The sequence below is a fragment of the Arcticibacter sp. MXS-1 genome (genome assembly GCF_041902385.1).
Taxonomy (GTDB): Bacteria; Bacteroidota; Bacteroidia; order Sphingobacteriales; family Sphingobacteriaceae; genus Arcticibacter.
Genome location: NZ_CP169244.1, coordinates 1,647,073 through 1,673,492 on the forward strand (window position 1 = coordinate 1,647,073; position 26,420 = coordinate 1,673,492).

At 46.8% G+C, this 26,420-nt stretch carries 20 protein-coding genes and 3 pseudogenes; 15 read left to right on the forward strand and 8 right to left on the reverse strand.

Annotation, left to right across the window (positions count from 1 at the left end; genetic code table 11):
* Positions 1 to 4 precede the first annotated feature (4 nt).
* From ACES2C_RS07045 to radA, 4 genes are all read left to right on the forward strand, one after another.
* Positions 5 to 337 carry an HU family DNA-binding protein gene (locus ACES2C_RS07045; protein WP_374166276.1) on the forward strand — a complete coding sequence of 111 codons (333 nt, stop codon included), beginning with the start codon at positions 5 to 7 and terminating at the stop codon, positions 335 to 337.
* A gap of 13 nt (positions 338 to 350) precedes the next feature.
* Positions 351 to 614, forward strand: coding sequence for a hypothetical protein (locus tag ACES2C_RS07050; RefSeq protein ID WP_374166277.1), 264 nt, complete (start codon positions 351 to 353; stop codon positions 612 to 614).
* A gap of 415 nt (positions 615 to 1,029) precedes the next feature.
* Positions 1,030 to 2,580, forward strand: a complete 1,551-nt coding sequence (locus tag ACES2C_RS07055) for an Rne/Rng family ribonuclease (RefSeq protein ID WP_374166278.1) — start codon at positions 1,030 to 1,032, stop codon at positions 2,578 to 2,580.
* A gap of 139 nt (positions 2,581 to 2,719) precedes the next feature.
* Positions 2,720 to 4,099 (forward strand): DNA repair protein RadA, encoded by a 1,380-nt coding sequence (radA, locus tag ACES2C_RS07060; protein WP_374166279.1) that lies wholly within the window; start codon positions 2,720 to 2,722, stop codon positions 4,097 to 4,099.
* A 108-nt stretch (positions 4,100 to 4,207) separates the two neighbouring features.
* Here radA and carB read toward each other — a convergent pair whose 3' ends face one another.
* The gene (carB, locus tag ACES2C_RS07065; protein ID WP_374166280.1) at positions 4,208 to 7,024 is read right to left on the reverse strand and encodes a carbamoyl-phosphate synthase large subunit; all 2,817 of its coding nucleotides are present in this window, start codon (positions 7,022 to 7,024) and stop codon (positions 4,208 to 4,210) included.
* 272 nt (positions 7,025 to 7,296) lie between these two features.
* On the opposite strand from carB, the gene pnuC reads away from it, so the two are divergent.
* The 3 genes from pnuC (at position 7,297) to ACES2C_RS07080 (ending at position 9,532) form a co-directional block, all read left to right on the forward strand.
* The gene (gene pnuC / locus ACES2C_RS07070; RefSeq protein ID WP_374166281.1) at positions 7,297 to 7,914 is read left to right on the forward strand and encodes a nicotinamide riboside transporter PnuC; all 618 of its coding nucleotides are present in this window, start codon (positions 7,297 to 7,299) and stop codon (positions 7,912 to 7,914) included.
* Complete coding sequence (locus ACES2C_RS07075; protein ID WP_374166282.1) at positions 7,893 to 8,429, forward strand: AAA family ATPase; 537 nt, start codon at positions 7,893 to 7,895, stop codon at positions 8,427 to 8,429. Before pnuC ends, ACES2C_RS07075 begins: the two co-directional genes overlap by 22 nt.
* A gap of 302 nt (positions 8,430 to 8,731) precedes the next feature.
* Positions 8,732 to 9,532: a TerC family protein gene (locus ACES2C_RS07080; protein WP_374166283.1), complete on the forward strand. Its 801-nt coding sequence runs from the start codon at positions 8,732 to 8,734 to the stop codon at positions 9,530 to 9,532.
* Here ACES2C_RS07080 and ACES2C_RS07085 read toward each other — a convergent pair.
* Positions 9,527 to 10,714 carry a class I SAM-dependent rRNA methyltransferase gene (locus ACES2C_RS07085; protein WP_374166284.1) on the reverse strand — a complete coding sequence of 396 codons (1,188 nt, stop codon included), beginning with the start codon at positions 10,712 to 10,714 and terminating at the stop codon, positions 9,527 to 9,529. The two genes, ACES2C_RS07080 and ACES2C_RS07085, sit on opposite strands and share 6 nt — an antisense overlap.
* Positions 10,715 to 10,919: 205 nt before the next feature.
* Between ACES2C_RS07085 and ACES2C_RS07090 the strand changes: the two are divergent.
* Together ACES2C_RS07090 and ACES2C_RS07095 are read left to right on the forward strand one after the other, a co-directional pair.
* Positions 10,920 to 11,395 (forward strand): annotated as a pseudogene (locus tag ACES2C_RS07090) (nucleoside deaminase).
* 78 nt (positions 11,396 to 11,473) lie between these two features.
* On the forward strand, positions 11,474 to 12,076 hold the full coding sequence (locus ACES2C_RS07095; RefSeq protein WP_374166285.1) for a superoxide dismutase: 603 nt from the start codon (positions 11,474 to 11,476) through the stop codon (positions 12,074 to 12,076).
* A gap of 46 nt (positions 12,077 to 12,122) precedes the next feature.
* On the opposite strand, the pseudogene ACES2C_RS07100 reads toward ACES2C_RS07095, so the two are convergent.
* Positions 12,123 to 13,060 (reverse strand): annotated as a pseudogene (locus ACES2C_RS07100) (LysR substrate-binding domain-containing protein).
* A gap of 99 nt (positions 13,061 to 13,159) precedes the next feature.
* On the opposite strand from ACES2C_RS07100, the gene ACES2C_RS07105 reads away from it, so the two are divergent.
* Entirely contained in the window at positions 13,160 to 14,644 is a 1,485-nt protein-coding gene (locus ACES2C_RS07105) for a catalase (protein ID WP_374166286.1), read from the forward strand.
* A 163-nt stretch (positions 14,645 to 14,807) separates the two neighbouring features.
* On the opposite strand, the gene glmS is transcribed toward ACES2C_RS07105, so the two are convergent.
* From glmS to ACES2C_RS07125, 4 genes are all read right to left on the reverse strand, one after another.
* Positions 14,808 to 16,643, reverse strand: coding sequence for a glutamine--fructose-6-phosphate transaminase (isomerizing) (glmS, locus tag ACES2C_RS07110; protein WP_374166287.1), 1,836 nt, complete (start codon positions 16,641 to 16,643; stop codon positions 14,808 to 14,810).
* 219 nt (positions 16,644 to 16,862) lie between these two features.
* Positions 16,863 to 18,227, reverse strand: a complete 1,365-nt coding sequence (locus ACES2C_RS07115; RefSeq protein ID WP_374166288.1) for a DUF4270 family protein — start codon at positions 18,225 to 18,227, stop codon at positions 16,863 to 16,865.
* A 382-nt stretch (positions 18,228 to 18,609) separates the two neighbouring features.
* Positions 18,610 to 19,320 (reverse strand): LytR/AlgR family response regulator transcription factor, encoded by a 711-nt coding sequence (locus ACES2C_RS07120; protein ID WP_374166289.1) that lies wholly within the window; start codon positions 19,318 to 19,320, stop codon positions 18,610 to 18,612.
* On the reverse strand, positions 19,320 to 20,429 hold the full coding sequence (locus ACES2C_RS07125; protein ID WP_374166290.1) for a sensor histidine kinase: 1,110 nt from the start codon (positions 20,427 to 20,429) through the stop codon (positions 19,320 to 19,322). Before ACES2C_RS07125 ends, ACES2C_RS07120 begins: the two co-directional genes overlap by 1 nt.
* A 333-nt stretch (positions 20,430 to 20,762) precedes the next feature.
* Here ACES2C_RS07125 and ACES2C_RS07130 point away from each other — a divergent pair, with 333 nt between their 5' ends.
* Together ACES2C_RS07130 and ACES2C_RS07135 are read left to right on the forward strand one after the other, a co-directional pair.
* Entirely contained in the window at positions 20,763 to 22,136 is a 1,374-nt protein-coding gene (locus tag ACES2C_RS07130; RefSeq protein ID WP_374166291.1) for a DUF4270 family protein, read from the forward strand.
* A 1-nt stretch (position 22,137) separates the two neighbouring features.
* Entirely contained in the window at positions 22,138 to 23,205 is a 1,068-nt protein-coding gene (locus tag ACES2C_RS07135; protein ID WP_374166292.1) for a Kelch repeat-containing protein, read from the forward strand.
* 126 nt (positions 23,206 to 23,331) lie between these two features.
* Here the strand turns inward: ACES2C_RS07135 and ACES2C_RS07140 are convergent, their stop codons facing one another.
* A complete protein-coding gene (locus tag ACES2C_RS07140; RefSeq protein WP_374166293.1) occupies positions 23,332 to 24,156 on the reverse strand; it encodes a glycogen/starch synthase in 825 nt (274 codons plus the stop codon).
* 321 nt (positions 24,157 to 24,477) lie between these two features.
* Here ACES2C_RS07140 and panC point away from each other — a divergent pair.
* The 3 genes and pseudogenes from panC (at position 24,478) to rfaE2 (ending at position 26,313) form a co-directional block, all read left to right on the forward strand.
* Positions 24,478 to 25,316, forward strand: a pseudogene (gene panC / locus ACES2C_RS07145) (pantoate--beta-alanine ligase).
* Between the two features lie 118 nt (positions 25,317 to 25,434).
* Entirely contained in the window at positions 25,435 to 25,785 is a 351-nt protein-coding gene (gene panD / locus ACES2C_RS07150) for an aspartate 1-decarboxylase (RefSeq protein WP_374166294.1), read from the forward strand.
* A 33-nt stretch (positions 25,786 to 25,818) separates the two neighbouring features.
* Entirely contained in the window at positions 25,819 to 26,313 is a 495-nt protein-coding gene (gene rfaE2 / locus ACES2C_RS07155) for a D-glycero-beta-D-manno-heptose 1-phosphate adenylyltransferase (protein ID WP_374166295.1), read from the forward strand.
* Positions 26,314 to 26,420: the final 107 nt, after the last annotated feature.

Here is a 26,420-nt window from a genome sequence, read left to right on the forward strand (position 1 = left end):
AGATATGACTAAGGCAGAAATTATCGCAGAGATCTCCAGCAAAACTGGTATTGAAAAGTTAGATGTGCAGGAAGCGGTAGAGGCGTTTTTTAAGGTGATAAAAAATTCAATGGTTAATGGCGAGAATGTTTATGTGCGCGGTTTTGGGAGTTTTGTTGTAAAGAAAAGAGCAACAAAGACAGCACGCAATATATCTAAAAATACAGCCATCATTATTCCTGAACATTTTGTTCCAAGCTTCAAACCCGCAAAGGTTTTTGTTGAAAAAGTAAAGAACGGAAACGTAACTAAGTTAGCTGCTGCCGCTGAAGAAGCAAAGACAGCTGCAGAGGCATAAGGTATTCCAGTACATGATGGTCAAAGGAAAGCAAATAACAGTTATTGGGTTGGTTCTGGTGGTAGTGACTCTGTTATTTTCTCCTGAGATTAAAGAATCATTTAAAGAAGAAGGACAGCACTCGGGAGATGCCGTTGTACGTGCTTCTCAATGGGTAACAGTATCTCCCGGGACTGACTCTTCTTCTGCCAAAGAGTCGTATCGGGAAATGATGAGTCTGGGGCGTGATCTAAACAGAACGGTTTTTCGGGATGTCAACCATCCTGTTTTGCTGTGATGCTATAAGCGAGCGGGGCTGATTCTGATACAGATAATACCTGAGAAATTGATCAGACGATAGCTTTACAGGAAGCGGAAGCTTTTCAAATAAAAGAATTAAGGAAATAATTAATAATATTAAAAACATTTAAAATTTAAGATTATGCCAAGCGGTAAGAAAAGAAAAAGACATAAAATGGCCACTCACAAGCGTAAAAAACGTTTAAGAAAGAACAGACACAAGAAGAAATAAAAGTCAATAGTAACGGTACTGCAATAGCCCGTCTTTTTCAGACAGGGCTATTTGTTATATACCTTTTGCATTGGCTTACACGTAAGACCTCCACGCTTTTGCGTCTGGGGGTTCTTGTGTTATAAATCATTTCTGGTGTTGTACGCTGGCAGCGCCTATGCTGCCATTAAATGAGTAGCTGTTGGTAAAGGAATTAATCATCAATTTAACCCCAAACGGGGTGACTATTGCTTTACTGCAAGACAAGCAACTCGTAGAACTTCACGCGGAGCACGTTAACAACAATTATGCTGTTGGTGACATCTACCTGGGCCGGATAAAGAAAATAATGCCCGGGTTAAATGCGGCTTTTGTAGATGTAGGCTACGAAAAGGATGCTTTTTTGCATTATCTTGACCTGGGACCACAGGTGCAGTCGCTGATAAAGCTGACCAAGATAGTAAAGAATGGCAGTTACAAGGATAAACTGCTGAATAGTTTCAAGCTGGAGGAAGATATTAATAAATCCGGCAAGATATCTGAAGTGCTCAGCCGAAATATGCTGTTGCCCGTTCAGATAGCGAAAGAGCCAATTTCAACTAAAGGTCCACGCTTAAGTTCAGATCTTTCAATCGCTGGAAGATTTGTTGTTCTGGTACCCTTTTCTGAATCAATATCAATCTCTAAGAAGATTAAGAGCAATACAGAGAGGACCCGCTTAAAAAAGATAGTTGAAAGTATAAAGCCAAAGAACTTTGGCGTGATCATCCGCACGGTATCCGAAGGAAAAGGAGTAGCGGAGCTCCAGAAAGATCTGCTTGATCTTATTGCCCGCTGGGAGACTTTTTCAAAAAGACTGCCGGTCACGGAACCTTCCAAAAAGATTTTGGGTGAAATGGGAAGAACTTCTACCATTTTGCGGGATATTTTAAATCCCGATTTCACCAATATTCATGTAAATGACAACGGTATTTATGAAGAGATCCGGTCGTATGTTCAGGATATTTCTCCTGAGCTGGAGAAGATCGTAAAGCTCTACAAACACCGTGAACCGATATTTGAACATTTTGGAGTTGAAAAACAAATAAAGGCAGCGTTTGGCCGCACGGTGAACCTGGCCGGGGGAGCCTATCTGGTGGTGGAGCATACCGAGGCGCTTCACGTCATCGATGTTAACAGCGGGAACCGGACGGCTAATCCTGAGAACCAGGAGGAGAATGCGTTGCAGGTTAATAAGGAAGCTGCACGCGAGATAGCCAGACAACTGCGCCTCCGCGATATGGGCGGAATTGTGGTGGTCGACTTTATCGACATGCACAAGCCCAATAACCGTAAGGAGCTGTTTGACTATCTGAAGCAGCAGATGGCGTTAGACAGGGCGAAGCATACTATCCTGCCTCCGAGTAAGTTCGGTCTTGTGCAGATCACACGTCAGCGGGTTCGTCCTGAAATGAACATCGTGACTAATGAAAAGTGCCCTGCGTGTAATGGAACAGGGGAGATTAAGGCGAGCATTGTCCTTCTTGACGATATCGAGAGCAATCTTACCTACATTCTCAACGAGCAGAATGAAAAGAAAGTGACACTTTGTGTTCACCCGTACATTGAAGCATACATTAAAAAAGGATTTCTGTCTCGGCAGTGGCGCTGGTTTCTCCATTTCGGTAAGTGGATAAGCGTCAAAGCAGTTCCCTCCTATTACTTAACCGAGTTTCACTTCCTCAACTCCAAAGAAGAAGAGATCAAATTGTAAGAAGTCAAAGGAACGGGGCTTTCAGTTAGATAACTGGAAGCCCCGTTTTTTATTGGCCCCCTTTGACGTATCTTTATAACGGCCATCGTGGCGTTGCAAATGAATTGCAGCCGGCTTTTTTATCTAAAAACCACTCAAATTGGCAAAGTCAAAAACAGCATATTTCTGTCAAAGCTGCGGCTACGAATCTCCTAAGTGGATGGGCAAATGCCCTTCCTGCAATCAGTGGAACACATTTGTGGAAGAGCTTGTTCAAAAGGCGCCCGGAGGAGCAGCCGAATGGAAGACGGGCCAGAAAGCCGGGCGGCTTCCTCAGCCCGCCGCTATCAGTGAAATTGCCTACACAGAGGAGAAGAGGATCCGTACCGGCGACGGAGAGCTCAACAGAGTGCTGGGAGGAGGGGTTGTGCCCGGGTCGCTCGTGCTGATCGGGGGAGAGCCAGGAATTGGTAAGTCGACCCTTATGCTGCAGCTCACCTTAAATCTGCCCGAGCTGAAGGTTTTGTATGTTTCGGGCGAAGAAAGCGAGCACCAGATCAAGATGAGGGCGGCGCGGCTGGAAGCAGCGGCCGGCGGAAAGGATGTGTATATTCTCACGGAAACATCCACACAGAACATCTTTAAGCAGATTGAGCAGCTCGAGCCCCAGCTTGTGGTAGTGGACTCTATCCAGACGCTTTACTCTGCTCATATAGATTCTACTCCGGGCAGTGTGTCACAGGTCCGAGAATGTACTGCCGAGCTCCTGCGCTTTGCTAAGGAAACATCAACGCCTGTATTTCTGATCGGGCATATTACCAAGGACGGTGCCATTGCAGGGCCTAAGATCCTGGAGCATATGGTTGATACGGTACTTCAGTTTGAGGGAGACAGACACCATTTTTACCGGATCCTCCGGGCAGTAAAGAACAGGTTTGGCTCGGCTTCCGAGCTTGGCATTTATGAGATGCTCGGAAATGGTCTTCGGGAAGTTTCTAATCCCTCTGAGATACTGCTTTCGCAAAGAGATGAACAGCTAAGCGGGATAACTATTTCAGCGATGCTGGAGGGAGTGCGTCCGATGCTGATTGAAACTCAGGCACTGGTAAGCCATTCTGCTTATGGCACTCCTCAGCGCTCGGCCACTGGCTTTGATACCAGAAGGATGAACATGCTGCTAGCGGTGCTTGAGAAGAGGTGCGGCTTTCGCTTGAGCGCGAAGGACGTGTTCTTAAATATTGCCGGAGGCCTTCGGGTGGAGGATCCGGCCGTAGATCTGGGCATTGTAGCTGCTGTAATTTCCTCTCATGAAGATATCCCGGTTCCATCTTCCGTATGTTTTGCTGCCGAAGTGGGATTGTCAGGGGAGATCCGGGCCGTCAACAGGATAGAACATCGTATAGCCGAAGCGGAGAAACTTGGATTTGAACAGATATATATATCGAAGTATAATAAAAAGGGGCTCGATACCAGTCGTTATCAAATAGAAATAAAAAGCGTTTCAAAGATAGAAGAGGTGTTCGCCGCTTTGTTTGGATAAGGTCAGAGCAAGCTCTATAAAAACAAATAACTCCCGGAAAGATGCTGATCTCGTCCGGGAGTTAATATAATATTATGAATTAACTGCTAATTGCCAACTGCTAACAGCCTATTTGCTCAGGTACATTGATTTTTCTTTGTACAATTTTACGAAGTAAGGGTCTTCGAGATTGCGGATAAAGCGAATCGCTTCTCCCGTTGACTTCATTTCAGGGCCGAGCTGTTTGTCGACATCGGGGAACTTATCGAAGGAAAATACGGGCTCTTTAATCGCGTAGCCTTCCAGTTTCCTTACTATCTGGAAATCTTTCAACTTGCTGGCACCAAGCATTACCTTCGCAGCAATGTTGATATAAGGAACGTCGTACGCCTTGGCAATGAAAGGAACCGTCCTTGAAGCTCTTGGATTAGCTTCTATTACGTATACCTTTTGATCTTTTATAGCAAACTGAATATTCAAAAGTCCCCTTACATTGAGCGCTTTGGCCAGCTTTTCAGTGTACTCTTCCATCTGTCTGATGACGTTCTCGGAGAGGTTGAACGGAGGCAACACAGCGCTCGAGTCGCCTGAATGGATGCCTGCGGGTTCAATGTGCTCCATCATACCGACGATATGTACATCTTCTCCGTCGCATATTGAATCAGACTCGGCTTCTTCAGCCCGGTCAAGGAAGTGGTCGATCAGTACGCGGTTGCCCGGAAGGTCACCAAGCAGTTTTACTACTGCCTTTTCGAGATCGTCGTCATTGATTACAATGCTCATCCCCTGTCCGCCAAGAACATAGCTTGGTCTTACCAGCACGGGATATCCCACCTGATGGGCAACTTCTATAGCTTCCTCTGCACTTTCTGCCACACCGTATTTCGGATAAGGAATGCCAAGATCCTTTAAAAGGTCAGAAAAGCGTCCTCTGTCCTCAGCAATGTCCATATCATTGAAAGAAGTACCAATGATCTTTATGCCGTGCTCGTGGAGCTTCTCAGCCATCTTAAGAGCAGTCTGGCCGCCCAGCTGTACAATTACCCCTTCAGGCTTTTCATGATCTATAATCTCGCGCACATGCTCCCAGAAGACAGGCTCGAAGTAGAGCTTGTCGGCCATATTGAAGTCGGTCGACACGGTTTCCGGGTTGCAATTGATCATGATAGACTCGTAGCCGCATTCTTTAGCCGCCAGCAAGCCGTGCACACAGGAGTAGTCAAACTCTATCCCCTGCCCGATACGGTTCGGACCGGAGCCCAGCACGATGATCTTCTTCTTGTCGCTCACTACCGACTCGTTTTCGAACTCGAAAGTGGAGTAATAATATGGCGTTTGTGCCGGGAACTCGGCAGCACAGGTGTCTACCATTTTGTAAACACGTTTAATGCCAAGCTCTTTTCGTCTGTTATAAACGTCGTCTTCTGTTACGTTTCCAAGCAGCCAGGCGATCTGCACATCTGAAAATCCTTTCTGCTTGAGGGTGACGAAGAAGTCTTTCGGGATGTTGTTGAGCGAGTATCTCTTTAGCTCCTGCTCAAGCGTGACAAGTTCCTGGATCTGAACGAGGAACCATTTGTCGATGAGTGTAACCTTGCGGATCGATTCCATCGGTACCCCTAAGCTCATTGCGTCCTTAATCAGGAACAGCCTGTTCCAGCTTGGGTGCTCCAGGCCCTTCATGATCTCTTCCAGATTCCTGTTCTGACGTCCGTCAGCACCAAGACCAGCACGGCCGATCTCGAGACTTTGAGCCGCTTTCTGAAGGGCTTCAATAAAGGTACGTCCGATACCCATTACCTCGCCTACAGACTTCATCTGCAGTCCCAGTTCTTTATTCGCTCCCTTGAACTTGTCGAAGTTCCAGCGGGGAACTTTCACGATGACATAGTCGAGCGTCGGCTCAAAATATGCTGAGGTAGTTTTGGTGATCTGGTTTTCAATTTCATCCAGGTTGTAGCCGATAGCCAGCTTGGCTGCAATTTTTGCGATCGGATAACCGGTAGCCTTAGAGGCAAGCGCTGAAGAGCGGGATACGCGGGGGTTGATTTCGATGGCGATAATTGATTCGTCTGCAGGGTTAACAGAGAACTGAACATTACAGCCTCCGGCGAAGTTTCCAATAGCCCTCATCATCCTGATGGCCTGGTTACGCATATCCTGATAGCAGCGGTCGCTCAAAGTCATCGCCGGAGCAACCGTGATTGAGTCGCCCGTATGAATGCCCATCGGGTCAAAGTTCTCGATAGAGCAGATGATGATGACATTATCTTTATTGTCGCGGAGCAGCTCAAGCTCAAACTCTTTCCATCCGAGCACTGCCTGTTCTACCAATACCTCGTGAGTCGGAGATGCCTGGAGCCCGCGGCTTAAAGCAGCGTCAAACTCTTCCTTTTTATGCACGAAACCTCCGCCGGTTCCCCCAAGAGTATAAGATGGCCGGATGACAAGGGGGAAGCCTATCTCCTGCGCTGCTTCCTTGCCTTCAAGGAAAGAATTCGCAATCTTAGATCTTGCTACCCCAATGCCGATATCGATCATCAGCTGCCGGAACTCTTCGCGGTTCTCGGTCTTTTCAATCGCTGCTACATCTACACCGATCACTTTTACTCCGTATTTTGCCCAGATCCCTCTCTCTTCTGCCTCCTTACAAAGGTTTAAAGCCGTTTGGCCGCCCATTGTTGGAAGAACGGCATCGATCTTTTGTTCCTGCAAAATCGTTTCAATGCTCTCGCACGTTAAAGGACGAAGGTAGACATGATCAGCAATTACCTTATCCGTCATAATCGTTGCCGGATTGGAATTGATAATTGACACTTCAATTCCTTCATCTTTTAATGATAAAGCTGCCTGTGATCCTGAGTAGTCAAACTCGCAGGCTTGTCCGATAATAATGGGTCCTGAACCAATGATCAGGACTGATTTAATTGAAGAATCTTTTGGCATTGAATTGTTAAAGTCAAAAAGTGAATACTAGTCAAACGACTTAACAACCAGTGAGATTGGCTATGTTTCAGGCAAAAATCCCGACTGTATTGTCGGGATGCAAAGGTAATAAATTAGGCGGTTTTGTAATAGATTATTTTAATTTTAATGCGGGCAGGTCGTGCAGTGCACCAGGACTAAAAAAGCCGGGCGCCTTGGCCAGGTGATATCTTAATAATGCTGGCCATGAATGTTTTTCTTGAAAGCCCTCAGTCTTTTCATACTTTTGCACCGTGATCCCCGATGCGGTACACTTTTGGCAATTGTTTTGGAACCAGCTCGTTCACACCCCGCCGCTTGAGTGGCTTGGTACTATCACGGGTTTCCTGTGCGTATACCTGGCCGCCCGTCAGCACATCCTTAACTGGCCGGTGTCTATCATTAGTGTAGGCGCCTACGCGGTACTGTTTTACGACTTTAAGCTATACGGCGACGCGGTACTGCAGTTATATTTCCTTGGAACAGCTGTGTACGGGTGGTATTACTGGCTGAAGAGGAAGGAGGAGCATCAGAAGCCTGTCGTTTCCCTTGATTATAAGGGCTACGCGGCAGTAGTAGCTTCAGTTGTTGTTCTGTCTGTTCTGTTGGGGCTTTTCCTGGATCATTTTACCCCCAGTGATGTTCCCTACATCGATGGCACCTGCACAGCGGTTAGTTTTGTGGCCCAGTACTTAATGACACGGAAAGTGCTGCAGAACTGGCTTTTGTGGATCCTGGTAGATGCATGTTACGTACCATTATACCTCTATAAAAATCTGGCAATGACTGCCGTATTGTATCTTTTGTTCCTGGGGCTTGCAACACTTGGTTTTATTGACTGGAAAAGAACATGGAGATTGGAGAAAAAATAGTGAAGATAGCGGTGGTCGGCCCGGAATCAACTGGAAAATCCACAATATCGCAGCTGCTCGCCGAGCACTACAACACAGTATGGGTTCCCGAATACGCGCGCGAATATTGCAGCCGGCTCACCGAGCCCTGCAGCTGGCAGGACGAAATCAATATGTTTCGCGGGCAGCTGCAGTTAGAGGAGAGCCTGGCTACGCAGGCTAACAAACTTCTCATTTGTGATACGACGTTTCTTACCGTGAAGATCTGGAGCGACTATATGTTCGGCAAGACGCCTGAGGAGGTGCTGGAAATGCTCCCACAGCATACGTACGACCTTTATCTTCTCATGGACATCGATCTTCCCTGGGAAGATGACCCGTTAAGAGATTTTCCACATCTGCGGGGCTATTTTATGGAGATCTGGCATAACGAGCTTGCCGCCTTGCATGCGCGGTATACTGTTATCTCAGGCTCCACGAACGAAAGATTACAGAATGCAGTCCAAGCTGTTAATAATTACCTTAACATAATTTAACATTCAGATCCGGGGAAATACCTATTTTTGCAGAGAAGTTACTAATTGTTGTAACGTTTATTTCAAAGCCGCGTCTTATAGATGTAGTAAATGACAGCCGAAAAGGCTGAAAAATTATAAAGGCAAGGCTTTGGGGAAAGAGATAAGTGGGGTTTTTGGATCAACCATGCCGTTCAGTCTCTTTTTGACTTAGCTTTCCTAAGTATACGTTCTTTTTAAATTAATGATTAACAAACCTTCCGCCCAACGGAAGGTTTTTTTATTTATAACGGACGACGTATATTTTGAAAACTATTTTACTTATGGAATTTCTATCTAACCCTGAAATCTGGATATCCCTCATTACTCTCACCGTGCTGGAGATTGTTCTTGGTATCGATAACATAATTTTTATATCAATTCTTTCGGGCAAGCTGCCTCAGGATCAGCAGAAGAGAGCGCGTACCTTAGGGCTTGGACTCGCCATGATCACCCGGGTACTCCTGCTGCTCTCTTTGAGCTGGATCATGAAGCTTACCGCGCCGCTTTTTAATGCTGGCGACTGGATTGGAGTAACAAACGAAGAATGGCTAGAAAAAATGGCAATATCAGGAAGGGATCTGATCCTGATTGTCGGGGGACTGTTCCTTATCTACAAAAGTACCAGCGAGATCCATGAGAAGCTGGAGGGCCATGAGCATCAGGAGGAAACGAAGGCTGTGAAGTCCTTTTCAGGAATCATTGTTCAGATCCTTCTTTTAGACATTGTATTCTCGCTCGACTCCGTAATTACAGCAGTGGGTATGGCCGACGAGGTACTAGTGATGATTGCAGCTGTCGTCATCGCGGTTATCGTCATGATGTTGTCCTCCGGTTCGATCAGCAAATTTGTAAACGACCACCCAACCGTTAAAATGCTTGCTTTATCATTCCTTCTCTTGATAGGAGTGTCGCTCCTGGCAGAAGGCTTTGAGCAACATATTCCCAAGGGCTATATCTATTTCGCGATGGCATTTTCTGTTCTTGTTGAGATGCTCAACCTAAAGATGAAATCAAAAGCAGGCAAGCCGGTGAACCTCCGGAATTTTCCGGGGGAAGAGAAGAGGGGCTCCGGTAACCTATAGAATCCTGCAGAGGAGTCCTTTTAGGTATTCCCCTTCAGGGAAAGAAGCTCTTACGGGATGGTCTTCCGGCTGGCAGAACTGGTAGATAAACTGAATGTCTTTGCCGGCATCCAGAGCAGCCCAGGCCAGGATCTGCTTAAAGTGTGCGATATCTACAGCTCCGGAACAAGAAAAGGTAGCAAGCAACCCTCCGGGGTTAAGAAGAGACATCCCAATTCGGTTCAGGTCTTTGTATGCCCGAGATGCTTTATCCAACGCCGAGCGGGAAGGTGCATATTTGGGCGGATCGAGGATTATGATGTCGAACTTTTCGTTGTGTTCCCGTAGTTCTCTTAGCTGCTTGTTAACATCTGATTGCACCGCGCGGTGTGAAAGTGCGCTGAACGCATTAAGTTCTATATTTCTGTTTAGCGTTTCAATTGCGAGGGGAGAGCTGTCAACACTAACCACCTCTTTCGCCCCGGCTTTTAGGCTGTTTAACGTAAAGCCTCCGGAGTAAGAAAAACAATCTAATACGCGTTTCCCTGCTGCATGTTCCGCAACGATACGACGATTGTCCCGCTGGTCGCAGAAGAACCCGGACTTCTGCCCTTCTGCTATATTGATCAGATATTTTATGCCATTTTCCTGCACTTCCACAAACTCAGGCGGCTGATTACCGTAGAGTGTGCCAAAGGAGGCATCGAGGCCTTCGTGGGAACGTGCCGATGCGTCGCTGCGGTCGAATATACCCTTCGGGTTTAATTGTTTGACCAGCTCATCGAGCAATACGTCCTTTACATTTTCAATCCCCGAAGTCAGGACCTGAACAGAAATGTAATCCGCGTACTTGTCGGCAATGAGCCCGGGCAGATAGTCCGCTTCACTGAAAATAAGCCGGCAGGTGTTAGTCTCTTCAGACTGAAGAATGCTTCTTCTCGATTCAATCGATTTCCTGACCTTCGCTCTCCACCATGCTTCATTTATTTCAACCTCCTGTTGCCATTCGAGCACTCTTACTGCAACCCTCGACTGTGAGTTGAAAAATCCCCTGGCAAGAAAGGTTCCTGAATGGTCTGTTACCGTCACCAGTTCTCCGTCGGCCGGTTTGCCTTTGATCGCCTCAATAGCTCCTGAAAAAATCCAGGGATGAAGCTGTCTGACTGCTTTTTCTTTACCTTTTTTTAATCGAACCTCTGCCATCCCGCAAAAATAGGCTTCCGCCTGCAGAGTTCATAAGGAAAAGTATTAGGTGCAGGGGGCTCCCTTCTGCAATTTTTAGAGGTTCTTTTGTTATTTTTGAGAAGACTGCAGTTGCAAGAGGCCTGTTCAGCAAGATCGGTAAGGGAATCTGGCATTCAGGCGTGTCATCACATATAATAAAAGGCAGGGATTAAAAATAAGAGATATGCGTTATTATTCCTTTACGGATGAGTCGACGATTGTGCCCGACGAATTTTACATGAAAGAGGCTTTAAAGGAGGCAAAGCTGGCATTGGCTGATGATGAGGTGCCTATCGGGGCGGTCGTGGTATGTAAGGGCCAGATAGTCGGAAGAGGACATAATCTGACGGAGCGCCTGAATGATGTAACTGCTCACGCTGAAATGCAGGCTTTTACTGCTGCGGCCAGCTTTCTTGGGGGAAGTACCTGAAAGACTGCACGCTCTACGTCACTATTGAACCTTGTGTTATGTGCGCAGGGGCTTCTTACTGGACGCAGATCGGCCGCATCGTCTTTGGTGCTCACGATCTGAAACGAGGGTACAGCCGCTTCACTCAGCAGGTCATCCATCCGAGAACTGAAATAGTTAGTGGCGTTTTGGAAAATGAATGTGCTTCTCTGATAAAAGATTTTTTTCTGAGGAAAAGAAGTAAAACTTGACATAGTGCTGAACAAAAAAAATGTGAGGGGTTATCTTTGTATCGGCTTAATGTTTAACCTTAAATAGTAAATAAAATTATGGCTTTCGAACTTCCTGCGTTACCATACGCATCAGACGCACTTGAACCTCACATTGATAAAGCAACCATGGAAATTCATCATGGTAAGCACCATCAGGCTTACGTTGACAACCTGAACAAAGCTCTTGCCGGTACCGATGCTGAGAACAAGTCCCTCGAAGAGATCCTTGCAAACGTATCGAGCTACGCTCCTGCAGTAAGAAACAACGGCGGAGGACACTACAATCACAGCCTGTTCTGGAGTATCCTGTCTGCAAATGGTGGGGGCGAACCTACTGGCGAGCTGGCAGAAGCGATCAATGAGGCGTTTGGTTCTTTTGAAGAATTTAAAAAGAAGTTCAGTGATGCCGGTGCTACCCGATTCGGTTCAGGATGGGCCTGGCTCTCCAAAGACGCGAGCGGCAAATTACAGGTTTCTTCTACACCCAACCAGGATAATCCCCTCATGGATGTTGCCGATGTTAAGGGGACTCCTTTGCTGGGAATGGACGTTTGGGAACACGCTTATTACCTGAAATATCAGAATAAGCGCGCCGACTACATTGCCGCTTTCTGGAATGTCGTAAACTGGGATGCTGTAGCAGAACGGTTCAAAAAATAAGCTTCGGCTCTTCTTTATGAGGTTGTCTCATCAATGGGGCAACCTCTTATACAAATACCTCCATCACTTCTTTCCTGGTCTTTCTTTTCATTTTATCAGGTACTGCCTCAAGAATTTCTTTTTCCAGCGCTGAGATAATCCCTCTCTTTAAAAAGTTCCGGTGAGTAACGATACTTATTTCCCTGGCTGGCACCGGGCCTGAGAATACTCTTACCCGTTCCAATTGTTCCGCATTAAAGTCGGCAAGGCTTAGCTCGGGGAGGATCGTGATTCCCGTATTCAGATCGACCATCCGTTTAAGTGTCTCTACACTTCCCGTGTTGTACTCAAATAGTCTCGTCTTGTTCGAAGCCTTATGGGCGCAGATATTCAGGACCTGATTTCTCATGCAATGTCCTTCGTTTAGCAGCCATACATCCGCTGTGTTAATGTCCTGTGTCCTCACTTTCTCTTTCTTGAGCAGGCTGTTCGACGGGGATGCGTACACCACGAAGTCCTCATAAAACAACGGGGATTCAGTCAGGCTCTTGTCGTCAAGGGGGTAGACAGAATGCCACAGTCGAGCAGTCCCAGTTTTAATTGCTGGATGATCTGCTCAGTAGTGTATTCCCAGATGTGTAACTGAACCTTTTCGTACCTGGCAGTAAATTTTGTAATGATCTTGGGCAAGAGGTAGGGAGCCACTGTAGGAATAACGCCGACTTTCAATTCTCCCGACAATTCTTTTTTGTGAGAACTGATGATCTCCTGGAGTCTTGCTGACTCAGCCAGGACCACCCGTGCCTGTTCGATCACCTGCTGCCCGATCTCCGTAGGAATAACGGGCTGTTTACTTCTGTCAAACAGCTTCACTCCCAGGGTCTCTTCCAGCTTCTGAATCTGCATACTAAGGGTCGGTTGGGTAACAAAGCATTTTTCAGCAGCAGTTACAAAACTCCGGTAGGTGTCTACTGCTACAATGTATTCAAGTTGTACAAGTGTCATAGTATTCGTCTATTCAAAGATAGGTATTATCGATTTTAGTTATGTTGTTTTTCTTCCGATGTTTACAGCAGAGATATTTAAACAGTCACATTTAATACGATGGAATCAAAGAAAAGACTTACTTCTGCCTCCGGCATTCCTTATTCTGCTCACGAAGATTCGATGACAGTAGGACAAAGAGGACCCATTTTATTGCAGGATTTCATTCTGCATGAGAAGTTGGCGCATTTTAACAGAGAGAGGATTCCGGAGCGGGTAGTACATGCCAAAGGGTCGGGAGCGTACGGCACATTTACCGTAACGCATGACGTGTCGAAATATACGAGAGCGAAGGTGTTTAACACCGTAGGGAAGCAGACCCCTGTGTTTCTGCGCTTCTCAACTGTAGGAGGAGAGAGGGGCTCTGCCGATACTGAGAGGGATCCGAGAGGCTTTGCCGTTAAGTTTTATACTGAGGATGGCAACTGGGACCTGGTCGGCAACAATACGCCTGTCTTTTTTGTGAAGGATCCGAAGAAGTTCCCAGACTTTATACATACTCAAAAGCGCGATCCTTTTACTAATTGCAAGAGTGCTACTATGATGTGGGATTTCTGGTCGCTGAATCCTGAAAGCTTGCATCAGGTGCTTATTCTGATGTCAGACAGGGGGACTCCTTATAGTTACCGTCATATGCATGGTTTTGGCAGTCACACCTTTTCGTTCATTAATAACCGGGATGAAAGAGTATGGGTTAAATTTCATTTCAAAACGCTGCAGGGCATTAAGAACTTCACTTCTGCAGAGGCGCAGGAGAAGAGGGGGCAGGACCCTGACTGGGCTCAGAGGGATCTTGTGGAAGCGATTGAACGGGGCGACTTTCCACGCTGGGCGCTGAAGATTCAGGTTATGACCCAGGAAGAAGCGAACGACTTTCGCTGGAATCCGTTCGATGTAACGAAGGTTTGGCCGCAGGGCGACTTCCCCCTTATTGATGTTGGCGTCCTGGAACTAAATGAAAACCCGGATAATTATTTTGCTCATGTAGAGCAGGCAGCGTTTGCTCCGGCGCATGTCCCCGACGGCATCAGCTATTCCCCCGACAGAATGCTGCAGGGCCGGATCCTCGCCTATACTGATGCTCAGCGTTACAGACTAGGTGCGAACTACGAGCAGATACCGGTAAACCGCTGCCCGTTCATGGTAAGCAACTATCAGCGCGACGGGGCCATGCGGATTGACGGGAACGGAGGCGCTGCGGTCAATTACTTTCCGAACAGCTTTGACCATATAGAAGCTGCGCGAAATTACACAGAACCGGCGATGGAACTCGGGTCGTCTGTCGCGGGTTGGTTTGACCGAAACGCGGAAGGTGAAAATGATCATTATACTCAGCCAGGGAATCTGTTCAGGCTCATGTCTCCAACTGAAAAAGCGAATACGGTAGCGAATATCGTAGACGCTATGAGTGGTATCTCCGGCCCCCGCCGGGAGGAGATCGTCAACCGGCAGCTGTGCCACTGGTTCAGGGCTGACCTAAATCTGGGGATCGCCATTGCCAAAGGTCTCAGTATAGATTTGGAGAAGGCCATGGCTCATGCTTAATTTCAAACGAAGAGAGGTACTGAGTGCGGGATAAAAAGGAGTGACTATGAGAAGGATGATATCAGTAGAAGAGATTATGTTAATGTTGCATAATTTGGGGCTTTAAGCAAAAGGCCGTCAGCGATGACGGCCTTTTAATATTATGCAGCTGAAGAAAGTTCCTTTACTCTACAGTAACTGATTTTGCCAGGTTTCTTGGCTGGTCAACGTTGCAGCCCCTGAGTACTGCGATATGATACGCCAGTAGTTGCAGTGGTATGGTTGCCAGAAGCGGTAAATATGCTTCGTTGCTGTCGGGAATCTCGATGATATAGTCCGCCATTTTCTTCACTTCTTTGTCTCCCTCGGTCACAATGGCGATAACTTTCCCTTTTCTGGCCTTCACCTCCTGGATGTTGCTGATCACCTTTTCGTAGGAGGAGTTTTTGGTGGCGATGAAGATTACCGGCATGTCTTCGTCGATCAGTGCAATCGGGCCGTGCTTCATCTCTGCAGCAGGATAGCCCTCAGCATGGATATAGGAGATTTCCTTCAATTTCAGTGCGCCTTCGAGGGCAACAGGAAAACCACTTCCCCTTCCCAGGAACAAGCTGTTCCTTGAATCTTTTAACTTGTCGGCTATATCTCTGATTCTCTCGTCTGCTTTGAGGCATTTTTCAACCAGGGCAGGTATCTCTTCGAGCTCTGTGAGCATGTTAACGAGCTGTCCCTGATTGATTGTTCCGCGCTGTTGCGCAATGTAGAGCGCCATTAAGGTCAGCACGCTCACCTGGGCCGTAAAGGCTTTTGTCGACGCTACACCAATCTCCGGACCGGCGTGAGTATAGACACCGGCATGGGTGATCCTTGGGATCGATGATCCTACCACGTTGCAGATGCCAAATATAGTTGCTCCTTTTTCTTTAGCCAGTTCTATTGCAGCCATCGTGTCGGCGGTTTCTCCAGACTGTGAGATGGCGATCACAATGTCCTTCTCAGAGATGATGGGATTGCGATAACGAAATTCCGAAGCATATTCAACTTCCACCGGAATTCGTGCATACTCTTCAATGAGATACTCTCCTACCAGACCGGCATGCCACGATGTTCCGCAGGCAATGATGATGATCCTGTCGGCGTTCTTTAGTTTCTCGGTGTAATCTTTGATGCCTCCCAGCTGCACCTTCCCTTCGTTAGGGTAGATCCTTCCTCTCATGCAGTCTTTTATGGAGCGCGGCTGCTCGTAGATCTCTTTTAACATGAAGTGGTCAAACCCTCCTTTTTCCAGCATTTCAAGCTTGAGGGAGAGTTCCTGGATCGAAGGCGTCTGGATAATGTTGTCGATGCTCTTTACCACCAGTTCTTCTCTTCTTATGGAAGCAATCTGGTTATCCTTCAGATAGATCACATTTTTAGTGTACTCTACAATGGGTGAAGCATCTGAAGCTACGAAGTATTCGTTTTCACCCACCCCGATCACCATCGGGCTGCCTTTCCTGGCAGCAATGATCAGATTAGGCTCGTCCTGACTCATAACAACGATCGCATAAGCCCCGATCACTTTTGTGAGAGCTACCCGCACAGCTTCGGATAAGTCTAGATTGTCGGCCTTCTGAACGGCTTCGATCAGATGAACGAGGACCTCAGTATCCGTGTCACTGCTGAATATATGGCCTCTCGCCTGTAATGCTTCTTTTAATACTGCGTAATTTTCAATGATGCCATTGTGAATGATAGAAAGACGACCATCTCCTGACTGATGAGGATGTGAATTGCGGTCTGATGGCTCGCCGTGGGTTGCCCAGCGGGTGTGCCCCATCCCAACGGTTCCTGTTTTGTCCTTTCCTTCTGAGAATTGTTCCAGTTCGCTTACCTTGCCCGCCTTTTTATAAGTTTTTAAACTTCCGTCTAATAAAGCAACGCCCGCACTGTCGTATCCGCGATATTCTAAGCGGCGCAGGCCTTTAATGACAATTGGCCATGCTTCCCGATGACCAATATATCCAACTATTCCACACATATTTTATGTAATGATTCAGCCGGCTAATTTACTGAAAAAGATGAAGCGGTGAAGTCTTATTGCGATTGTGGGAGTACCAGGAGAAAAATCCTTTTAGCAGGCGCTCTGGCTCTGAAGAGGGACGTGTAAGGGCTCTCATGGAAGTTTCAAAGGAAGATAGACTTCCCAAAAAGGGGTATCAGAACGCTTCTGATCCCCTTTTTGAGAGACTTAACGCTATTACTGTAAGCGCGTATAGTAAATATTTACTTTTATTTTGCTAGCCAGACTGTTTCCTCCTGCAAGGACAGCCCTTGCAGCCGTGGTAGCTACAGGGGAGATGTTTGCTCCTCCCTGTGTGAGGTATCTGGGGTCTGCCGAAATGATGAACAAGGGGTACTGCTCGGTTTTTCCGGAGAGAATGTGCTGAACGTAGGAGCTGATGTTGAACACGTATCTTTTTTCGGTGCTGTTGTAAAAGGAGCCACCCCACTGTGATCGCTGATCGGGAAGAGCCTGTCTTTGTCCCGCGATATCGCTCTGATAGATCGTCAGTGCCGGAGCGGGAGTCAGGGCGTTTGTATTGGTGCCAGCAACAGAGACGATAAGCTCTGCCTTATTGACGGCAATATTGCCGAGTTCTTTTAGCTTCTTCAGGTCGGGGATAGAAACTTTTGTTTTCAGTCCACCCATGGGCTGTACATAAACTGTCTGGAAGGTATGGCCGGGAGCATTAAGCTGGCTTGAGACATTCTCGTTATAAGAATGGGCTATAGCTGCAGTTGCGCCGCCAACGGCGAAGGTGGCAACGGAAGTGTCCCTTCCTCCTGATGTGTTGTCGGCTTTATAGTATACATCAAGCCTTGCTGTTTGAGTCGCGGCAGAGCCCGAGACAAGGTTCAGGAATCCGACGCCGCCGGTCATGCTCTCGCCTTCTCTTTTAGCCTTCAGGTATAATCCTTTAAAGTAGGTTCCAAATGAAGCGTTGCTGGCCAGGTCTGAGGCAGAAGCGCTGGACAGAATTGTCTTGATCTTTTCAAGCCTGACACGAAGCTGAGGTGGTACTTTTCTAATCGTATCCCGGCCGCCTTTAACAATTTCTGTGACCCTGATACTGTCGTTCCACGAGAAGCGGTTTAGAGTTGTTGCATCAGTTTCGGCGTCAGATACCTTCCACTTTTTCGTGTTGTAAGTCCCGCTTGCGTACTTCTCACCCAACTGGCTTACTGAAAGCGTAAATCTGGAAAGGGTAGAATCGCCGTTAAAGCCGCGACCATAAGGTAAAACCAGTACTGCAGAGTCAATTGAAGCGTTCTTTCCAAATGAAAAGTTGGCACTTGGGAGGTTCAAGCCCAGCGCAATTCCTGCCTCTGTGTGTCCTATTTCAGGATCCTGAAGGTCTCCCAGCGGATATTGAGAGAGTGCGTCAGTGAGCAGGCTATCGTCTTTTACTGTGACTGTCTGGATGTTATAGTCAGTGATAAATTTACCATTGATCGTATCCTGAGGGTCAATGTCCAAACCGATTGTATCGGCTTTTTCGCAACTGCTTAAAATAAAAAGACCCATTAACAGGGTTAATAAGCCTTGTCCAAAATATTTCATCGGTTTCTTTTCTCGTCTCGTTAATTAAAATGCTGGTTCAAAGATAGCTAAAATAAGATATTTGCAGCACGTGCAAGCGGTTTGGTAGCGAAAATGTTGGGATAGGTGCGGAGGCCATACGAAATGCGAGTTTGGTGAGACGAATGGCCTAAAGCACACGTCAGTAATGGTACCTCCCGCAGGGGTACTCTCATACACGATACGTTTTCTACCCCCCTCCGTCTGATGTAGAGCAGTTTTGGGGTGTCCTGTAAAGTCCTGATTAGCAATGGAGAGTTGGTGTGGCTGCAACCGGTCCTGCCCGCCGGCAGCAGGTGGGATTTTAGCTCAACAGAGGGTTTCAGCGTTTTCGCGCGGGTATCGTTAAAAAAGTGAATCCGCCCTAGATATTGCGTTCTGTGATATAGGTCTGCAGGATGTTCCGGTAAGACTCTCCTACCGGAATTTCCCGGCCCTTAATTACGAGGCGATATTTCTGTACTGCTTCTATTTTGTCAAGTGCAATAATGAACGACTTGTGTACGCGCATAAACAGCTCAGCATCCAGTTTCTCTTCCAGACTTCTCATACTTAGCCGTGTCGTTACAATCTGGCCATTGTTCAGATTGATCCTTACATAGTCCCGAAGGCCCTCAATAAATAGTATGTCATCTAGTCTCACCTTCACCAGCGAGTAACCCGCGTTAACAAATATGTGGTCGTTAGCCGGACCTGCCGCCGGTTGCTGGGAGATCTGCCTTAATGTAAAGATGTCATGAGCTTTGTTGGCTGCGGCAAGGAAACGGGTGAATGCCACTGGTTTTACCAGGTAGTCTACGGCATTAAGATTAAAGGCTTCGAGCGCGTGATGTTCGAAGGCCGTGACCAGTATGACCAGCGGAGACTTTTGGATGGTCTGGATAAACTCCAGCCCATTTAATCCCGGCATCCTGATGTCAAGAAATATAAGGTCAATCTTGTTCTCCTGCAGTGCACTGAGCGCGTCAACAGCGTTCCTGCACGACGCCGCGAGATTCAGGAATGGGACTTGTCTTACATTGTCTTCCAAAAGTTCGAGAGCTAGTTTTTCGTCGTCTACTACCAGACAGTTCATTATAATAAAGTAATTTTAAGTTCAACCTTGAATGTCCTTCCCTCCGTTCTTATCCGTAGAGCGTGTTTTTCAGGATAAAGTAGCAAGAGCCGCCGCTTCACGTTATGCAGTCCGATGCCAGAGCTCTCGCTGGTATTGTCCTTATCCGGACTTATGCTGTTAACGCACGTGAAGTGGAGGCTGTGAGTAGCAGGATTGATACTGACCGAAATATCGATAATAGGCTTGTCGATCATTGAAATGCCGTGCTTGAATGCATTCTCGACGAAAGGTATTAAGAGCATAGGTTCGATATGATAACCTTCTGCCCTTCCGTTCAGGTACAGATTCAAACTGACCGAGTCGCCATACCTTAAAAGCTGGAGGTCGATATAGTTCTTCAGATATTCCAGTTCGGTGTCGAGCCCTACTTGCTTTGCGTTGCCTTCGTAAAGCATATACCGCATTAGGTTTGACATGTTGATGAGCGAGGGCTCGAGCAGGGGTGATCCTTTTCTCGCGAGCGACACCATGCTGTTAAGAACATTGAACATGAAGTGGGGGCTGATCTGTGAGCGAAGAAAACTTAACTCTGTTTTGAGATTTTCGTTTTCGTGCTCTTTAAGCGCTTTTTCTCGTTTGGCGTTTTCCCTGAGGATGCAATAGCTATAGCTGCATAATATCACCATAAAGAACGGAAGAATCCTCAATCCGCGCTTTTCGGGAGGCGGGCGGTGCTCAAAAAGCTGTGTGGGAGGTGCATCACGCGGTTTTTCGTTGTTAAACTCTTTCCATTGGAACTCCCGCATTTCCTTTTTAGACGGTCGCGGAGGGTAGGCCGGCGACAAGAGTTGGGAGATAAGTAAGAATATGCTCAAACAGGCGGCTACGGCTAAACTATACCAGGCAAAGCCCTTCTTCTTTTTGGTAAGAGGAAAAATGGCAAAGGCGTGCAGATAGAAGATAGACAACAGCAAAAGGTTGTTTAGAAATATGGTCTCCAGGAACGTTCGCCTCACATAAGATGGCATAGTTGGGGCACGCAACAGAAATGGAAAGAGTACAAAGCCTAGCCAAAGCAATAACGGGATGGCTTCATGGAGCCAATTCTGCATCTTAATCCTCTTCATTCTGCAGCTAAAGTAGTGACTGAAAGTGTCTTGTACGGATAAATAAGATTAATGGTTCAATTCTGACGACTAATGCCTTGATTTTAGCTATTTACAATACTCCGCACTCTTAAAATCAAAGAACCGTTCTTCCTGTCCTCGCCAAAATTCATTTAATGGTCTTGTAAATCAACCCATAGATCGCATTTCCCTGAGGCCGCTTTTTATCCTTCCTAAATTCGGCAGGTAAAACCTTTATAACGGAACGCATAAGGCGACCTAAGGTAATTTAAAGCTGGTGGAGTGCTGGTCTTGATCCCGCCCCCTGCCATATTTGAGATAAAGTTAGAGATAATGTTGAAGATCGTAAAACCGCTTGGGTTAAGTTCTATTTTAGAAAGATGCAGTATTTTTTCCAATTTGTTTCTGCTGTTATCATGTTCAAAGCAAGACAGCATCGGCTTGGGGCAAGACGCGAGTCTGAGTTCAGCAATAACTGATACTGTAACGGTTCAAACCTCGACTTTGCTTCTTGACTCTCTTCCGTCAGCGGGAAAAGGAGTTATGCTGGTAGGGAGGATGGAAGATCCTGAGCTGGGAGATATCAGGGCGGCGAGCTATTTTCAGGTAACACCTACCGAAATAACCGCTTCTTCTTTACCCGACGACGCTCGCTTTGATTCTGTACGCCTCAAGCTGAATTATTCGGGCTACTACTATGGCGATACTTCTGTCACGCAGGAAATAGATGTGCGGCAGCTTAAAGCGAGGATTGCTCTCCCTTCCTCCCCCGGCGTTCCCGAGCCGGAAGAGGAGGACGTCTTTTCCGGCTCAGCAACTTTCTACAACCGGAGTAAGGTTCCCTATGAAGAGATGTCGATGGGAGCCGTCCGCTTTAAGCCGAGGCCGGGCTCTAAAGACAGTCTGATGATACGCCTCAGTAATTCTGAGGGATCAAAGCTCTTCTCTCTGGTGAAGTCAGCCAGTTCTGTTATCACCTCCCCTGAGGAGTTTCTGGACTATTTTAAGGGCATCGCCCTGATTCCCGGCCATAGTGCCGGCAATGCAGTCATCGGTTACAAGGATACGGCAGAGGTAAAACTTTATTATTCCTACACGGGCAGCGATGGACTGCTCAAGCGGGCGGAACTAAAGTTCGGCCTGTACAACAACTCGTATCAGTTTAACAACATAGAAGCTGACAGGGCCAGCACTAACCTACGGTCCATTAGCCTGGCCAACAACCTGACTGAGGCGGGTCAAACTTCAGAACGGACATATATTCAGGGCGGAATAGGTCTGGTTACGAAGATAGAAATGCCGTACTTGTCTTACTTGTCTCAGAGAGACAAGACTGCCATCAACAAAGCCGAGCTGATTATCGGGGTGCCGCCGGGCTTTGACAAGCCCTTTACCCCTCCTGCAAAACTGATACTTTTCGTTGCCAATAAGAACAACAGGCCTGCTTCCATTCTGACAGACAGTAAGACTCAACTATCTCAGCTCACACTTAACCGGAAGGACGAGGTAACGGGCGTTTCATACTATACTTTTCCTCTCACTGATTATGTCACCCATTCAGGTACCACCTATCAAAATACCTCGCTCTTGCTCAGTTTGCCGGTTGCCGACCTGGAAACGTCTGTTAACCGTGCCGTCCTTGGTTCTGCCCGTAATCCACAGGCCTCCATTAAATTACGAATTACATATACAAATTTAAATTTATAACATGATGAATAGATTTTTCACCGGTGTGTTTTTTCTTTTTGTGCTTGGCTTTGCTGCAGGCTGTAAAAAGGACGATGATGATAGTGACTACCTGACGGGCGACTGGACGAGGATGGCTGATTATGTGGGTGTGGCAAGAAACGGGGCTGTCGCCTTTCTGATAAACGATACGGCTTTTGTTGGTACCGGCGTAACCAATACGGGTACTTCTACAGTGGCCAGGCGCGTAGGCGATTTCATGAAGTACAATCCCGGGACGGATGATTGGTACAATATCGCCAGCCTTCCTGAGGGCACAGAAAGAACCTATGCTACGGCTTTTTCTATCAACGGAAAGGGTTATGTGGGATTGGGAACATCCGACGGGAATACCGCCCTTCGCGACTTCTGGGAGTATAATCCGAAGAATAATAGCTGGCGTCAGGTAGCCAGCCTGCCTGCTGCAGCCAGTGCCCGCTACGGAGCAGTTGGCTTCAGTATTAATGGTAAGGGTTACATAGGCTGCGGTAGCGATGGAAGTAATGATTTGAATGACTTCTGGGAGTATACGCCCGGTACCGGCAGTTCTTTAGGTACCTGGAGTCAGGTGGCAAGTATTAAGTCGAAACGACAATTTCCTTTTGTTTTTGTGATAGGAAATAAAGCTTATGTAGGAGGAGGATACAATAATAGTGCGGCGGAGAAATCTTTTTACTCATTTGACCCTTCAGCAAACACCTGGACCAGGTTACATTCTTTGAACCCCGACAACGATTCGGAGGAAACCGATGATATTAAAAACAACGACGATTACAATTATAATCTGTCGAGGAAAACTGCAGTCGCTTTCACCATAAATGGTTATGGCTATCTGACTACCGGGAATAACGGGTCGCCGCTGAATACGACATGGCAGTATAATCCAGGCAAAGATATCTGGGAGCAGGTGGATACGTTTGAGGGAACTTCGCGGGAAATGGCGGTCGGGTTCGCAATCGGGAGCTGCGGGTATGTTACCACAGGGACCACAGGCTCGACACGGTTGTACGATACCTGGCGCTTTGATCCGAACGGTTCAGACGATGATTAGGGAACGTTGCAGCAGTAAAGGATATGGCAGATGGATGCAGGCCAGGCGTACCTTCTGCTAAAAGTAAAAAGGCCTCCTCAATAGCAACATTGAGGAGGCCTTTTTACTTCATTGTGTTTTTACATTTCAAGCCAGTGACACAAGGTCCTCGCTCGAAATCTCTTCATAAAGAGAATAGTAATTTTCGTAATCCGCTGTGGCTTCGAAGTCAAGGACCGGCTTTTCACTCTTTTTCGCAAAAGCCACTACCTCTTCACTGATCTCAGCGTCGCCATAAACAACGGCGTCAGCGTAATGGATTGCACCTTTGTGCAGTGAATCACAATCAGAGTCTTTAAATACTTCAGTATGTTCGGCGTTCATGCCGCTCATAATTGCCTTTCTGGCAAAATCGCTGTTTAGTTTTTCACTAAAACAATTCTCATACACAGAGTAAACGACCTTAGCGTTTTTAAAGGTAGGGTCGTCTTTGTATGTCGTCTTCAAATAAACCGGTACCAGTGAAGTCATCCATCCGTGGCAATGTACCACATCAGGCGACCAGCCTAGTTTTTTAACCGTTTCAAGTGCTCCTTTGCAGAAGAAAATAGTACGCTCGTCATTGTCTTCGAAAAACTTGTTGTTGTTGTCCCTGAAAACATGCTTTCGCTGAAAATACTCTTCATTGTCAAGGAAATATACCTGCATGCGAGCCGAAGGTATAGATGCAACTTTAATGATCAGCGGGTTATCGTTATCGTCGATGATAATATTCATTCCTGAAAGTCTGATCACCTCATGCAGGCGGTTGCGGCGCTCATTAATGTTGCCGAAACGGGGCATCAGGATACGGATTTCAAATCCTTTGTCCTGCATGGCCTGAGGAAGCTGTCGTGTGATTTCAGAAATTTTTGTTAACTCGAGGAAAGGCGACATCTCGTGGGTAATAAACAGTAACTTCGTTTTTGCCATCTCCAAATGTTAAATGTTTAAGAATAGAATTTGGGACTGCAAATATACACATTAATTTGTGAAATATCAATGGGTTGCGTCCGGTGGGGCCTGCTGCATGTGAAGTTGCAGGGCGGTGAAAGGAAGGAAAGCCGTTATATGGAGCGTGGGCCCTGAAACGCCGGCCAGCAGGAATAAGTGCGTATGGCAGGATTGGAATGTAACTTTAAAGATATAATCGGAATCCCGAAAGTTCAATCTTACGAGTAATTTGCGTAGGTTTGCGAAAAATATTAACAAAACCGGACGGCCATGTCCTTCCGGTACCTCTATTAAAAGAAATTGGAAATATTCGAAACAAGGGCAGCATTATCCAGCTCCCTGGATGAGCTGAGGAAGCAGGGTAAGATCATAGGGTTCGTTCCTACCATGGGAGCACTGCATGACGGACACCTTTCCCTGATTAATATTGCAAGAGAGAAAGCCGATGTAGTGGTGTGCAGTATTTTTGTTAATCCTACCCAGTTCAATGATGCTGCAGATTTAGAGAAGTATCCGCGCCCTGTTGAAGCAGATATAGAAAAGCTGAAAAGCGTAGGCTGCAACATGCTATTCCTGCCCTCGGTGGACGAGATGTATCAGCCTGGAGAAAAATGGCATATCGAGCTCGGATATTTGGAGCGTATTCTTGAAGGGGCCTCGCGACCCGGGCACTATCAGGGTGTCACCCAGATAGTAAAAAAACTTTTGACCTGGTCAGACCGAACGTTGCCTTTTTTGGTCAGAAGGACTTCCAGCAGGTCCTTGTCCTTCGCAAAATGGTGGAGTCGCTGCATATTCCTGTTGAACTGGTGATGTGCCCTATCGTACGCGAAAAGGACGGACTGGCACTTAGTTCGAGAAATGTACATCTCTCGGAGGATGAAAGAAGCCGTGCGCTTGTCTTATCAGCGGCTCTTAAAATGGTCAGGGATGACTTCGGCAGGAAAACGCTTGATGAGTTAAAGCAGGAAGCCGTGTCTCTTATTGCTTCCCGTGAAGGGGTGGAGCTCGACTACTTCGAAATTTTCGATGCCCAAACCTTACAGCCGGCGACTACAGGCCGGGAAGGTGACATGGTGGCACTGGTGGCCGCAAAGGTTGGAAATACACGCTTAATTGATAATATCATTTTAAAGTAAGCAGAAGTTGTTTCTTGCTGGAGGATGCCTGCGCAAACCTCGCAGTTCTGTGCATAATATTACCTTCACCTTACAACTCTCAACTTACAACATATCACTCTTTTAGTAATTTTGTTTTATGATTATTCAGGTTTTAAAGTCTAAGATACACCGGGTGAAGGTGACGCAGGCAGAACTGAACTATGTGGGGAGTATCACCATTGACGAGGACTTAATTGACGCCGCGAATATTATTCCCAATGAGAAGGTCCAGGTTGTAAATAATAATAACGGTGCCAGGTTTGAGACCTATGTGATCAGGGGAGAGCGAGGATCAGGCATCGTATGCCTCAATGGTTCGTGTGCCCGGCTTGCTCAGGTTGGCGACATAGTGATTATCATGTCGTACGGTTCTTTGCCGATGGACGAGGCTCGCAACTATAAGCCTATTCTCGTTTTTCCAGATGACAATAACCATCTGATCAAATAGTCATACAGGCAGGCATAGAACGGATTAAAAGTTATGAGTAAATTAGAGGTTGTAAACAGCAAGATTAAGAGTCTGGAAGCACTCCTGCCTTTAGTCCGGGTCTGGAAGTTCCAGGGGAAGCGCATTGTTTTTACGAACGGATGTTTCGATTTGCTGCATCTTGGGCATGTTGACTACCTTGCCAAAGCTGCAGACATGGGCGATAAACTGATAATCGGTCTGAACACAGACCGGTCCGTGTCAGATATAAAAGGGCCTGCGCGGCCAATCACCGATGAAAAGTCACGTGCGTCGATTCTCGCATCGCTCTTTTTTGTTGATGCGGTGGTGTTGTTCTCTGAGGCAACTCCGTTAGACCTTATTACATCTATAAAGCCTGATATCCTGGTAAAGGGTGCCGATTATACGATAGACAGGATTGTAGGAGCCGGGGTGGTGTTAGAGAACGGCGGAGAGGTGAAAACAATCGATTATATAGATGGCTACTCTACTACTGCCATCGAACGACGGATAAAGGGAGCTGTATAACAGGGAGGAAACGTGCTGACCGGCCAGGTGTTCCGTTTTTATCTCTGTAACAATTACTTTTGTTTGTTGTTGTAGTATTATTTGTTTTGCATCATATCTTCTTGTGA

Bases quoted from the DNA above. Each gene is read 5' to 3' on its own strand.
- ACES2C_RS07085 (WP_374166284.1), bottom strand. From the start codon at position 10,714: ATGGCAGAGGTTCGATTAAAAAAAGGTAAAGAAAAAGCAGTCAGACAG.
- ACES2C_RS07140 (WP_374166293.1), bottom strand. From the start codon at position 24,156: ATGGCAAAAACGAAGTTACTGTTTATTACCCACGAGATGTCGCCTTTC.
- ACES2C_RS07095 (WP_374166285.1), top strand. From the start codon at position 11,474: ATGGCTTTCGAACTTCCTGCGTTACCATACGCATCAGACGCACTTGAA.
- ACES2C_RS07125 (WP_374166290.1), bottom strand. From the start codon at position 20,429: ATGAAGAGGATTAAGATGCAGAATTGGCTCCATGAAGCCATCCCGTTA.
- ACES2C_RS07045 (WP_374166276.1), top strand. From the start codon at position 5: ATGACTAAGGCAGAAATTATCGCAGAGATCTCCAGCAAAACTGGTATT.
- ACES2C_RS07120 (WP_374166289.1), bottom strand. From the start codon at position 19,320: ATGAACTGTCTGGTAGTAGACGACGAAAAACTAGCTCTCGAACTTTTG.
- glmS (WP_374166287.1), bottom strand. From the start codon at position 16,643: ATGTGTGGAATAGTTGGATATATTGGTCATCGGGAAGCATGGCCAATT.
- ACES2C_RS07115 (WP_374166288.1), bottom strand. From the start codon at position 18,227: ATGAAATATTTTGGACAAGGCTTATTAACCCTGTTAATGGGTCTTTTT.
- panD (WP_374166294.1), top strand. From the start codon at position 25,435: ATGATTATTCAGGTTTTAAAGTCTAAGATACACCGGGTGAAGGTGACG.
- carB (WP_374166280.1), bottom strand. From the start codon at position 7,024: ATGCCAAAAGATTCTTCAATTAAATCAGTCCTGATCATTGGTTCAGGA.
- ACES2C_RS07080 (WP_374166283.1), top strand. From the start codon at position 8,732: ATGGAATTTCTATCTAACCCTGAAATCTGGATATCCCTCATTACTCTC.
- ACES2C_RS07050 (WP_374166277.1), top strand. From the start codon at position 351: ATGATGGTCAAAGGAAAGCAAATAACAGTTATTGGGTTGGTTCTGGTG.
- ACES2C_RS07135 (WP_374166292.1), top strand. From the start codon at position 22,138: ATGATGAATAGATTTTTCACCGGTGTGTTTTTTCTTTTTGTGCTTGGC.
- ACES2C_RS07130 (WP_374166291.1), top strand. From the start codon at position 20,763: ATGTTGAAGATCGTAAAACCGCTTGGGTTAAGTTCTATTTTAGAAAGA.
- ACES2C_RS07105 (WP_374166286.1), top strand. From the start codon at position 13,160: ATGGAATCAAAGAAAAGACTTACTTCTGCCTCCGGCATTCCTTATTCT.
- rfaE2 (WP_374166295.1), top strand. From the start codon at position 25,819: ATGAGTAAATTAGAGGTTGTAAACAGCAAGATTAAGAGTCTGGAAGCA.
- ACES2C_RS07075 (WP_374166282.1), top strand. From the start codon at position 7,893: ATGGAGATTGGAGAAAAAATAGTGAAGATAGCGGTGGTCGGCCCGGAA.